The sequence below is a fragment of the Phyllobacterium myrsinacearum genome (genome assembly GCF_014138285.1).
GTDB classification, from domain to species: Bacteria; Pseudomonadota; Alphaproteobacteria; order Rhizobiales; family Rhizobiaceae; genus Phyllobacterium; species Phyllobacterium myrsinacearum_A.
Genome location: NZ_JACGXN010000015.1, coordinates 63,624 through 75,973, shown reverse-complemented (window position 1 = coordinate 75,973; position 12,350 = coordinate 63,624). Strand labels below are relative to the sequence as shown.

10 protein-coding genes are annotated in these 12,350 nt (G+C 58.3%); 8 read left to right on the top strand and 2 right to left on the bottom strand.

The features are described 5' to 3' along the window. Window positions 1–179: 179 nt before the first annotated feature. The 4 genes from FHW16_RS25835 to FHW16_RS25820 all read left to right on the top strand — a co-directional run bounded on the left by FHW16_RS25835 (window position 180) and on the right by FHW16_RS25820 (window position 4,544). Window positions 180–1,220 carry a TerC family protein gene (locus FHW16_RS25835; protein ID WP_182552145.1) on the top strand — a complete coding sequence of 347 codons (1,041 nt, stop codon included), beginning with the start codon at window positions 180–182 and terminating at the stop codon, window positions 1,218–1,220. A 21-nt stretch (window positions 1,221–1,241) separates the two neighbouring features. Continuing rightward, complete coding sequence (locus FHW16_RS25830; protein ID WP_182552144.1) at window positions 1,242–1,880, top strand: exopolysaccharide biosynthesis protein; 639 nt, start codon at window positions 1,242–1,244, stop codon at window positions 1,878–1,880. Window positions 1,881–1,882: 2 nt separating this feature from the next. Further along, window positions 1,883–2,359, top strand: coding sequence for a YaiI/YqxD family protein (locus FHW16_RS25825; protein ID WP_182552143.1), 477 nt, complete (start codon window positions 1,883–1,885; stop codon window positions 2,357–2,359). Between the two features lie 223 nt (window positions 2,360–2,582). After that, complete coding sequence (locus FHW16_RS25820; RefSeq protein ID WP_182552142.1) at window positions 2,583–4,544, top strand: DEAD/DEAH box helicase; 1,962 nt, start codon at window positions 2,583–2,585, stop codon at window positions 4,542–4,544. 676 nt (window positions 4,545–5,220) lie between these two features. Here FHW16_RS25820 and tlpA read toward each other — a convergent pair. Beyond that, on the bottom strand, window positions 5,221–5,901 hold the full coding sequence (gene tlpA, locus FHW16_RS25815; protein WP_182552141.1) for a thiol:disulfide interchange protein TlpA: 681 nt from the start codon (window positions 5,899–5,901) through the stop codon (window positions 5,221–5,223). Window positions 5,902–5,947: 46 nt separating this feature from the next. On the opposite strand from tlpA, the gene argH reads away from it, so the two are divergent. The 4 genes from argH (at window position 5,948) to FHW16_RS25795 (ending at window position 11,564) form a co-directional block, all read left to right on the top strand. Next, complete coding sequence (gene argH, locus FHW16_RS25810) at window positions 5,948–7,348, top strand: argininosuccinate lyase (protein WP_182552140.1); 1,401 nt, start codon at window positions 5,948–5,950, stop codon at window positions 7,346–7,348. A 79-nt stretch (window positions 7,349–7,427) separates the two neighbouring features. Next, window positions 7,428–7,616: an LPS translocon maturation chaperone LptM gene (lptM, locus tag FHW16_RS25805; protein WP_182552139.1), complete on the top strand. Its 189-nt coding sequence runs from the start codon at window positions 7,428–7,430 to the stop codon at window positions 7,614–7,616. 11 nt (window positions 7,617–7,627) lie between these two features. Continuing rightward, the gene (gene lysA, locus FHW16_RS25800; RefSeq protein ID WP_182552138.1) at window positions 7,628–8,893 is read left to right on the top strand and encodes a diaminopimelate decarboxylase; all 1,266 of its coding nucleotides are present in this window, start codon (window positions 7,628–7,630) and stop codon (window positions 8,891–8,893) included. Window positions 8,894–9,023: 130 nt separating this feature from the next. Continuing rightward, complete coding sequence (locus FHW16_RS25795; RefSeq protein WP_182552137.1) at window positions 9,024–11,564, top strand: TIGR02302 family protein; 2,541 nt, start codon at window positions 9,024–9,026, stop codon at window positions 11,562–11,564. 13 nt (window positions 11,565–11,577) lie between these two features. On the opposite strand, the gene hpt is transcribed toward FHW16_RS25795, so the two are convergent. After that, window positions 11,578–12,114, bottom strand: a complete 537-nt coding sequence (gene hpt, locus FHW16_RS25790) for a hypoxanthine phosphoribosyltransferase (RefSeq protein ID WP_182552136.1) — start codon at window positions 12,112–12,114, stop codon at window positions 11,578–11,580. Window positions 12,115–12,350: the final 236 nt, after the last annotated feature.

Below are 12,350 nucleotides of genomic sequence, written 5' to 3'. Positions count from 1 at the left end.
CCCATGGCGGGTCAATCCCGCATTCCGGATTATTTATTTTAATCAAACCCTTGCATTGGTCCCGGCGTCTCCCCAATTGAAACGGAATTGCAACACCGGGCCCCTCTGGCGGAAGTTACCGGCTCTTTCGTGATGTCGGAGTTGTAATCTGGAACCGATGCCGGCGGATCATTTTTCACATGGAGATTCTGTTTGTTGATGCCATGGGCAAGCCCCTATGGATGTGGCTTGGCTTTTTTGCCCTAGTCCTTGTACTTCTCGTCCTCGATCTGGGCGTTCTCAACCGAAAAAACCACGATATAGGCATGCGCAGAAGCCTGTGGCTCTCGGCATTCTACATCAGTCTCGGCGTTGCCTTCGGCGGCTTCATCTGGTGGGAGCTCGGCAGCGAGTCCGGGATGCAGTACCTGACCGGCTTTGTGGTCGAGAAAAGTCTCGCGATGGACAATATTTTCGTCATCGCCATGATTTTCGGTTATTTCGCCATTCCCAAACAATTCCAGCATCGGGTGCTCGTCTACGGCATTCTTGGTGTTGTCATCCTTCGCGGCATCATGATTGCGGCAGGTGCAGCGATTGTCGAACAGTATGAGTGGGTCCTCTATCTCTTCGCGGCCTTCCTGATCATCACGGGTATTCGCATGCTGATGGCAGGGGACGGCGAATTCGACGTTTCGGCCAATCCGGTCTTCAAATTCATGAACAAACGTTTCCGGGTGACAAGCGAGTTGCACGGACAGAAGTTCATGATTCGGCGCACCGACCCGCACACGGGCAAATCAAAGACATGGATCACACCCCTGCTGCTGGCGCTGGTCATGGTGGAACTGGCCGACGTGATCTTTGCGGTGGATTCCATCCCCGCCATTTTTGCCATCACCACCGATCCCTACATCGTCTTCACCTCGAACATCTTTGCGATCCTTGGATTGCGCGCGCTGTATTTCGCCCTCGCAAGTCTTATTCATCGCTTCGTCTATCTTAAATATGCCCTGTCACTGGTGCTTGTTTTCATTGGTGGAAAGATATTCGTGGCCGATGCTTTGGGACTGGCAAAGATACCGCCCATGTGGTCACTGTCGATCACGCTTGGCATTCTCGCCGCAGGGATTCTCAGTTCGCTCTGGAAAACCCGCAATGATGAACCCGAGCCTGAATTAACGATAGATGCAGAACATGCCTCGACACCCCCTATCGCCGAGGCAGCGAGAAAAACATAATCCCACCAATGGAGGACCTGTATGAACACTGGCGAGAAACCGTATGATTGGGGTCCTTCGGGAGACCCGGCAGAACGGCGCCTGTCCAGCGTTCTGGTCCAGCTTGGTGAAACAGATGCAGACAGGATATCGTTCGACGATATCCTGTCTGCCCTTTCCGAGCGCAGCTTCGGCGCTCTGCTCATTCTCTTTGCAGCGCTCAATCTGGTGCCCCTGCCGCCGGGAAGTTCGACGATATTCGGCATTCCGCTGATTCTCCTGTCCAGCCAATTGCTGATCGGCATGGAGAACCCGTGGTTTCCGGCATTTCTGCGCCGCAAATCCGTGAGCACGGAAACCTACCGGCGGTTTGTCGGGAAACTCGAACCGCTGCTGATCCGCTTCGAGCGGCTTGCCCGCCCGCGCTACTGGCCGTTGCCGCAGTCGGTGATGGAACGCATCGTCAGCGTCGTAGCCCTCTTGATGTCGTTCCTCGTCGTTTTGCCGGTGCCGCTTGTCAACCAGTTGCCGGCACTCAGTATCGTCCTGCTCAGTATTGGCCTTGGCGAACAGGATGGCGTATGGCTTGGCACCGGCCTGCTGGTGGCGGCACTCGCTGCCGGTTTTGCCATTGGCCTTGCCGCATCCGTCGGCTTTGCCGCCCTCCACATATTCGGTTGACCATGAACGATCAGAAATCCATCACCATCTATGTCGACGCCGATGCCTGCCCGGTCAAAGCGGAGATTTACCGCGTGGCCGAGCGTTACGGCGTCAAGGTCTATGTCGTCTCCAATTCCTTCATGACCATTCCGCGCGATCCAATGATCGAGCGCGTCATCGTCAGCGACGGCTTTGATGCGGCGGATGACTGGATTGCCGAACGGGCGATGCGTGGCGACGTGGTTGTGACCGCTGATATTCCGCTGGCCAGCCGCTGCGTCAAAGCGGGTGCCGATGCCATCTCCCCGACCGGTCGCGCCTTCACTGAAGCCTCCATCGGCAACACACTGGCGACCCGCAACCTGATGGACGAGTTGCGCTCGGCGGGCCAGATCACCGGCGGGCCACGGCCGTTTTCGCCAAAAGACCGCTCCGCTTTTCTTTCCGCGCTTGATCTTGCCATCGTGCGGCTGAAACGGGCGGGATTTACCGTCTGAGTTTTGACATTGATAGTGAGCGTGGTTCTTGGTTCTTGGTTCGTGATTCTGCCACCCACAACGAATTTGCAAGGCTCCCGTGCAGCGCCTCCACGTGCCGTGCCATTGACGAAATGAGCGATAACCTCTACGAGAGCGCAACAAAGCTATATGCGTGCCGCTCGTGCTTCAACATATGCCGAGCCGAAAACACCTGCCCAAACACGTACTTGAAAGTTCATTAATGACTATATTCGATTCTATCGCCCCGGCGCTGTCCGGTGCATTGGCAGCCCGTGGTTATGAGACCCTGACGCCGGTGCAGACAGCTGTGCTTGCTCCGGAAGCGAACGGCGCGGACCTTTTGGTTTCCGCTCAGACCGGCTCCGGCAAGACAGTTGCATTCGGTATTGCCATCGCTCCGACATTGCTCGACGGCGAAGACCGCTTCACCTCCATCGGCGCTCCTTACGCGCTGGTGATTGCCCCGACCCGCGAGCTTGCCCTGCAGGTGCGCCGCGAGCTGGAATGGCTCTACGAAAAGACCGGTGCCCGTATTGCTTCCTGTGTTGGCGGCATGGACATGACCAAGGAACGCCGCGCGTTGCAGGGCGGCGCCCATATCGTCGTCGGCACACCCGGCCGTCTGCGCGACCACATCACCCGCGGATCGCTCGACATGACCGAACTGCGCGCCGTCGTACTCGACGAAGCCGATGAAATGCTGGATCTCGGTTTCCGCGAAGATCTCGAATTCATTCTTGGTGAAGCGCCGAAAGACCGCCGCACGCTGATGTTCTCAGCCACCGTACCAAAACCCATTGCCCAGCTGGCAAAGCAGTTCCAGAATGATGCGCTGCGCATCACCGCAACCAGTGAAAAGTCCCAGCACAGTGATATCGAATATCACATCATGCCGGTTGCCCCGCGCGAACGCGAAAATGCGATCATCAATGCGCTGCTGTTCTACGATGCCCAGAACACGATCGTCTTCGGTTCCACCCGTGAAGCTGTCAAACACCTGACCAGCCGCCTGTCCAACCGTGGCTTCTCCGTGGTTTCACTTTCCGGCGAACTCAGCCAGGCCGAGCGCACCAATGCGTTGCAGGCCATGCGTGATGGCCGTGCCCGCGTCTGTGTCGCCACTGACGTGGCTGCGCGCGGCATCGACCTGCCCAATCTCGATCTCGTCATCCATGCCGACCTGCCGACCAACCCTGACACGCTGCTGCACCGCAGCGGCCGTACGGGCCGTGCAGGCCGCAAGGGCATCTGCGTGCTGATCGTGCCGGCATCGCGCCGCCGTTCGGCCGAGCGCCTGTTGCAGATGGCAAAACTCAGCACCACGATGGTGCCGCCACCGGATGCCGCCGCCATCAACAAGCGCAATCACGACCGTATCCTCAACGATCCGTCACTGACCGAGGTCATGACCGAGGAAGAAGGCGAACACGTGCGCGAGCTGCTCGGCCTGCATTCGGCCGAACAGATCGCAGCCGCCTACCTGCGCCAGCAGATGGCCGCACGCCCAGCGCCGGAAGAGCTGTCAAACACACCGGCCCATGTTCTCGAGCCAATCCGCAAGGGCAGCTATGACGACCGGCCCGGCCGCGGTGACCGGAACGATCGCGCCGACCGTGCGCCACGTTCGGATCGTTTTGAACAGTTCGAAAGCGGCGCCTGGTTCTCGCTCAGCGTTGGCCGCAAGCAGCGCGCCGAACCGCGCTGGCTCCTGCCGCTGATCTGCAAGGCTGGTGATATCACCAAGACCGATGTCGGCTCGATCAAGATTCTCGAGACCGAAACCCGCTTTGAAATCACCGCCAGCAAGGCCGACGCATTTCTTGCCCGGATCAAGCAGTACGGCACCGGTGAAAAGGGTGTGAACATTACCCGCAGCGAAGGCGCCAGCCCTTCATCCCCCCGCCGCAGCGAAGGCGGCGATTTCAAACCGAAGAAGAATTTCGGCGAGAAGCGCGAGTGGGACGACCGCAAGCCGCCCCGCGCCCGTGATGATCGCCCTCAGGACGACAAGCCAAGAGCCGACTGGGCTGCAAAGCCCGCCAAGGCCAAGCCGGAAGGCTGGACCGCAGAAAAGCCTGAAAAGGTCAAAAAGCCCAAGGAGCGCAAGCCCGGCGATCCCTCGGGCTTTGACAAGTACAAGGCCAAGAAAGCCCGCAAGGCCGCTGCCGGTCAGGCTGAATAATCAGATCTTCGGATCGTTAGGTTAAAAACCCGCCGCGGATGAAAATCCCGGCGGGTTTTTTGCACGTGCATGGTGCAAGACTTATCTGCATTCTCACCCCCCTCTGTCCTGTCGCCCTACCGGGGCGAGCCACGGGTCTCGCCCGCCTTCGGCCCCCCGCAAGGGGGGAGATCACATCGGCATCGGAATGATCGCTAACTTTTCAACGTAGCAAATTGTGAGAAATAGCAATGAAGGCTGATCTCCCCCCTTGTGGGGGAGATGTCCGACAGGACAGAGGGGGGTGAATTGGTCATCAGATTTCGCCGTGATCAGAAAAACCACGCCAACTTATCCAACACATCAGAACCCGAGCTATTCTCATCGTGTCCTTTCCGGCGGGAATGCTTCCGGAAACTTTCGAAAGTCGGGAAAGGATCGGCGCTTCGGCCTCGTGGGGAGAAAACCCATGGGACGAGGAGGTTTCGCTGAAGTTGCAGTTTCATCTGACCCAGCAGCCGGATGAAAGGGCAGAACAGGCGGAAACGTAAAATCGCCGGGGCGGGTGGTCCTTGGATCGCAAGCATCGCATACCAGACTACCCAAGACCCGCGTTCCAAGGACCGCCCGTCATTCTCTTCTTTCAACAGCCAGACGCAAAAGCGGGCGTGGCAACGGCCCGCCCTATCCGGGAAAACTACTGTGCCGCTATGGCCGCATCGATCAGACGGGCCGCATCGTCGCTTTCCCATGGAGCCGGACCATTCATGGCAGCAATCTGGCAGCCCTCCTTGTCGACGATCATCGTCACCGGCAGACCGAACGCCAGGTTCTTGCGCTTGAGGTCATTGAACACGCCCATGGTCGGATCACGATAGAGCGTCAGTGACTTCACACCGATGTCAGCCAGGAAGCCCTTTGGTTTCTGATCATCGCCCGTATCGATATTGATCGTCACGACCTGAAAATTGTCACCGCCCTTCTTGGTCTGCAGCGCGTCGAGTGCCGGCATCTCCTCGCGGCAAGGGGCACACCATGTGGCCCAGAGATTGACGAGGACGGTCTTGCCTTTGAAATCGGCCAGCCGCATCGGTTTGCCATCGGGACCGGTGAAGGATAGCGCGGACATGGATTGCGGCTTCTCGGCCCCGCGCATGGCGGCAACGGCACCGGTGGCTGCCGCGTCGATCTTCTTGGCCGTATCGACCTTGGCGGTGCATTGATCGGTGGTGTTTGTTCCGGCAACAATATTGCCAGAAGGCCGCTCCATCACGTATACCCCAACCGCACCGGCGACTAAGCCTGCGAGCGCAGCAAGAAGAATAATTTTCCTGTTGCCGCCTGAAGTGGTTTTCTGTGTTTCGTTGCCGTTGGCCATATCTTACACTTTCCGTCTATCCACCCCGGTTCACCCAAGGCTTACAATGTCCGACAAGAAAAACAGCAATGAAATGTGGGGAGGCCGTTTCGCCTCAGGTCCGGCTGCCATCATGGAAGAAATCAACGCTTCCATCGGTTTTGACCAGAAACTCTATGCCCAGGATATCAGCGGTTCTCTTGCTCATGCTGCCATGCTTGCGAAAACCGGCATAATCGCGGCGGACGACCACGACAAGATCGCAAAGGGTCTGAACACGATATTGTCAGAGATCGAGAGCGGAAAGTTCGTTTTCTCACGTAAACTTGAAGACATTCACATGAATGTCGAGTCGCGTCTTGCCGAACTCATCGGTGCGCCGGCCGGCCGGCTGCACACGGCGCGTTCGCGCAACGATCAGGTTGCCGTCGATTTCCGCCTCTGGGTCAAGGAAGAGTTTCAGCGCACGGTTACAGCGCTGAAGAAACTGATCGAAGCCTTCCTGAAGCGTGCCGAAGAACATGCGGCGACGCTGATGCCCGGCTTCACCCACCTGCAGACCGCACAGCCCGTTACCTTCGGCCATCACTGCATGGCCTATGTGGAAATGTTCGGCCGCGACCTCAGCCGGGTGAAGGACGCCATCGAGCGTATGGATGAATCGCCGCTCGGTGCCGCCGCACTCGCAGGAACAGGCTTCCCGATAGACCGCCACATGACGGCCAAAGCACTTGGTTTTCGCGAACCCACCCGCAATTCGCTCGACAGCGTATCCGACCGCGACTACGCGCTGGAATTCCTGTCGATGGCCGCCATTGCCGCAACACATCTGTCCCGGCTGGCCGAGGAAATCGTCATCTGGTCGACGCCGCAATTCGGCTTCGTGCGCCTTTCCGATTCTTTCTCCACCGGCTCGTCGATCATGCCGCAGAAGAAAAACCCCGATGCAGCCGAACTGGTGCGCGCCAAGACCGGCCGCATTACCGGTTCGCTCGTCGGCCTGCTCACCGTCATGAAGGGCCTGCCGCTGACCTATTCCAAGGATATGCAGGAAGACAAGGAAGCCGTGTTCGATGCGGCCGAAACCCTTGAACTCGCCCTGGCCGCCATGACCGGCATGGTTGGTGACATGACCATCAACACCGCAGCCATGAAGAAGGCGGCGGGGTCCGGCTACTCGACAGCGACCGATCTCGCCGACTGGCTGGTACGCGAGCTTGGCCTGCCATTCCGCGAGGCCCATCATGTCACCGGCCGCGCTGTCGCGCTGGCAGAACAGAAGAAGAGTGAGCTCGGCAAGCTGACGCTGGATGACCTCAAGGGTATTCACCCTGGTATCACCGACGCCGTGTTCGGCTATCTTACCGTGGACAAATCCGTGCGGAGCCGTAAATCCTTTGGCGGGACGGCCCCGGAACAGGTGCGCGAGCAGATCAGGTTCTGGCAAAAACGCATCACGAAATCGTAAGTCCAACGATGGGGGATGCAAAGCGCTCCTCCATGCGTTAGACAGTACAACATACTTCCGGACGACAGGATCGAAATCTATGACAAGCCGTTCTTACCTCACGACAATTCTGATGGCGGTTGCAATCGTCAGCGCGGTATCGGCCTGCGGCCGCAAAGGCCCGCTTGAATTGCCGCCCGCATCGGTGACTGCACCGGCGCCGGGCGAACCGAAACCGGCCAAACAACCCGTTCAAGACAAGCGCTTTTTCCTCGACTCGATCATCTAGGCTGATTTTTCGTGAACCATTTCGACTATAGGAACGGCGTTCTTCATGCGGAGGACGTCAGTATTCCCGATATCGCCAAGGCGGTCGGCACCCCGTTCTATTGCTATTCGACGGCCACCATCGAACGGCACTACAAGGTTTTTGCTGCGGCTTTTGCCGAAATGGATGCGCTTGTCTGCTACGCGCTGAAAGCCAATTCCAACCAGGCCGTTCTGAAAACCCTTGCGCGTCTTGGCTCCGGTGCCGATGTGGTGTCGGAAGGTGAGATGCGCCGCGCTCTGGCCGCAGGTATTCCGGCCAGCAAGATCGTCTTTTCCGGGGTGGGCAAGAAATCCGGCGAAATGGACTTCGCGCTGGCGGCAGGCATTCACTGTTTCAATGTCGAATCCGAGCCGGAGCTGGAGCTGCTTTCCAGCCGCGCCGTCGCTGCGGGCAAGATCGCGCCGGTATCCCTGCGCATCAATCCTGACGTCGACGCCAAGACCCACAAGAAGATTTCGACAGGCAAGTCGGAGAACAAGTTCGGTATTCCGCTGGCCAAGGCAAGGTCCGTTTATGCCCATGCGGCGAAACTGCCCGGCCTCAAGGTCACCGGCATCGACATGCATATCGGCAGTCAGATCACCGATCTCGAGCCGTTCGATGACGCTTTTGCCCTGCTGGCCCAGCTCGTCGGCGACCTGAAGTCTGACGGTCACGATATCAACCATGTCGATCTCGGCGGCGGCCTCGGCATCCCCTATCACTTCGACAACAATCCGCCACCGCTGCCTGATGCCTATGCGGCCATCGTTGCCAAGCATATCAAGCCGCTCGGGCTCAAGACCATTTTTGAGCCGGGTCGCCTGATCGTTGGCAATGCCGGTATCCTGGTCAGCGAAGTCATCTTCGTCAAAGAAGGCGATGCCCGCAATTTCATCATTGTCGATGCGGCCATGAATGACCTTATCCGGCCGACGCTCTATGATGCATTCCATACGATCCGCCCGGTCAAGGAAGCCACGCCAGCGCATCCGCGCATTCGCGGCGACGTGGTTGGACCTGTCTGTGAAACCGGCGATTATATCGGTCTTGACCGTGATCTGCCGTACCCTACCCCCGGCGATCTGATTGCCATTGGCACAGCAGGTGCCTATGGCGCGGTGCAGGCCGGAACCTACAATACGCGTCTGCTCGTACCTGAGGTGCTCGTCAGCGGTGACCGCTTCCATGTTGTGCGCCCGCGGACAACCTATGACGAATTGATCGGGCTTGATTCCATACCGGACTGGCTCTGAAATCAGCCACCACACAGAACGGTGAACAGCTTTTTGCGCCAAGGCCTCGCCTTTGCCACGATGAGTGTTATTCTTGAGTCTACGTCGACACGTCATGGAAGATTCACACGGTTGACGAGATGGAGTGAGGATGACCGGTCAACACCCCGATGAGCGGGACGCTGAAAGGGTCAGGTTCGATATTTTCAAAAGTATCGATCGCCTTCGCTTGTCTGCGTGGCTGACTCTTGCCTTCGAGCGGTTGTGGCCGCGGCTTCTGCCGCTTCTGCTGGTCGGAACGGTCTTCGTCATCCTGTCGTGGTTCGGTATTTTCCGGATGCTGCCCGATCTTGCACGGCTCGGATTGCTGACGCTGTTCGTCCTTTCCCTGCCTGTCTGCCTCTACATCCTGCTGAAATTCCGATTACCGGATCATGCGGAAGTCAGCCGCCGCCTGGAAGACGTCAACATACTCGATCATCAGCCCATCGCCGTGCAATCGGAAACACTTGCAACGAGCAAGGATGATCCCTTTGCCCAAGCTTTGTGGGATGAACACCGCAGACGCATGGCCGAGCGCATCAAGGGTCTGAAGAGCGGCATGCCGCGAACGAACATACCAGAGTTGGATCCATGGGGCCTGCGCGCCGTGGTCGGACTGCTGCTCGTCATCGCCTTTGCCTTTTCCGGCGGACCGCTTGGCGGGCGTCTTACCGATGCTTTCCGCAGCCACAGCGCCAGCAACGCCCTTCCAGCTCGCATCGATGCCTGGGTTACCCCGCCGCGCTATACCGGCCGGCCGCCGGTGTTCCTCACTTCGGCAGCCAACAATGAGGAAAAACAGTTCACTGTTCCGCAAAACAGCACGTTGGTCATTCGCATCATCGGCGGCAATGGATCCGAACGGGTGACCAAGACATTGCCGGACGGCAAACCCGCCGAGGTTCCCGTCAAACAAGCGGCGAAGACAGAAGAGAATGCCCAGCCTGCCAAGGATCAGCCGCGCAATTTCGAAATCGCACTTGAGACCAACACCGCGATCGGGTTGACGGATAATGGCACCGTGCATTCCGAATGGGCGTTCTCTGTCCTGCCGGACCAGGCACCAACCATTCGTTTCACCAAAGAGCCATCAAGCGCCGTCAACGGCACGATGGAACTGGCTTACGAGATCAAGGATGATTACGGCGCAGCCAGCGCTCAGGCGAAAGTCGAGCAAATCCAACCCGCGGCAAAAGACGCACGGCCGCTGTTTGCTGCCCCCGAAATACCCCTCAGTCTGCCGAAGCGCGGCGCGGACGGCGGCGAGACCAAGACAACCAAGGATTTGACGGAACACGTCTGGGCCGGGTCTGAAATCCATATAACCCTGCTTGCTGTCGATGACGCCAAACAGGAAGCTCGAAGCGAAACCAAGACTTGGATCATGCCGGAACGCCCATTCTCCAATCCGCTCGCCCGTGCGGTCGTGGAACAGCGGCGCGTTCTTGCCCTGAATGCCAATGCCAAGCCCGATATCCTCAATATGCTGGATGCCATCACCATCTGGCCGGAAGAGACCATCAAGAACTCCAGCCATTATCTCGCTTTGCGCAGCATCCGCTCGCGGTTGAACCTTGCCAAGAGCGATGATCAGCTGCGGGACGTGGTTGCCTATATGTGGCAGGTGGCCCGCGGCATTGAAGACGGCGCCCTGTCGGAAGCGGAACGCAGCCTGCGCGAGGCGCAGGAAGCACTGCGGCAGGCGATCGAACAGAATGCCAGCCCCGAAGAGATCGAAAAGCGCATGGCCGATCTGCGCAAGGCCATGAACAAATATATGCGTGAACTTGCCCAGCAGGCGCAGCGCAACCCCAAAATGGCGCAGGCTCCCGATCCCAACGCCCGCGAACTGCGGCAGGAGGATATTGACCGTATTCTCAAGCAGATCGAGGAACTTGCCAAACAGGGTTCGAAGGAGCAGGCCCAGCAGCTGCTCTCGCAGCTCAACGACATGTTGAACAACCTGCAGATGCGTCAGGCCCAGCAGGGCAAGGATGGTCAGGGCGACCAGATGAAGCAGCAGATGAACAAACTCGGCGAGCTGATGCGGCGCCAGCAGCAGATGATGAACGAAACGCACAGGCTGGAACAGCAGCGCCAGAACGGCATGATGCAGGACAATGGCCAGATGGGCCAGGAAGGCCAACAGGGCCAGATGTCCGACGAAGAGATTGCCAAGGCACTGAAAGGCTTGCAGGAAGGTCAGGGCAAGCTCCAGTCGGATCTGCAGCAGCTGATGGATGATCTGAACGGCCAGGGCATCACTCCCAACAAGGATTTCGGCGAGGCTGGAAAATCCATGGGCGAAGCCAAGAAGTCACTCGGCGACGCCGATGGTGGGCAGGCACTTGATCAGCAGAGCAATGCGCTCGATGCACTGCGCAAGGGCGGTCAGGACATGATGAAGCAGATGCAGGCCATGGGACAGACCGGAAAGGGCCAGGGTGAACAGGGCCAGCTCGATCCTCTGGGACGGCCGCGCGGCGACGGCACCGGCTCCTATTCGGATGTCGACAGGAACATGCTTCCCGGCGAAGCCGATATCCAGCGCGCCCGGCAGATTCTGGATGAAATCCGCAAGCGGCTTGGCAATGCACTCAGCCCGCAGATGGAAAAGGATTATCTGGAACGCCTGCTGAAGTTTGACTGAGGCTCAAAGGGCCTCAGTCCCTGACGACACCCACATAGGGCAATTGCCGGAACGAATGCCCGACATCCATGCCGTAGCCGACAACGAAATAGTCGGGGCATTCGAAACCCTTGAAATCCGCTTCGATATCGGTTTTGCGCTTCACACTCTTGTCGAGCAGAACCGCGATGGAAACGCTGCGCGCACCGCGTTCCAGCATCAGTTCGCGCGTGAATTTCAGCGTCTTGCCCGATTCCAGAATATCGTCGATCAAAAGCACATCGCGACCATGCACGTCACTGTCGATATCGCGCAGGAGACGCACTTCCTTGCTCTCCGTGCCCTTGCCGTAGCTGGAGACGGTAATGAACTCCACATCCGGTTCCGCACCCGCATCATGCATGGCACGGATCAGATCAGCCGCGAAAATGAACGCCCCCTTGAGGATCGAGATCACCAGCAGGTTGTCAAAGTGTTTTGCGACGATGTCCTTGGCCAGTTCAAGATTGCGCTCGGCGATCTCCTTTGCGCTGAACAGAACATCAATGTCTTTTTCGCCAACCTTCGGCATGCAACTTTTCCTGATTTTCCCATAGATGAGGCCCCCTATAGCCCGATATGAGCCACAAAAGCAAAAGCTCAGCTGTCCTGGAACGGGAAATCAGCGTCCTGTCACGGGACCGTTCGCCCGGGAAGGCGCGAGTATATTGATTCCGGCGGCGTACGGTCGGGCGCCGTGATCCTGACTGAAGAGCACATGCCCGCCACATATCCAGAAAGTCGACGCGGCAACCAGCAGGAGAAGAA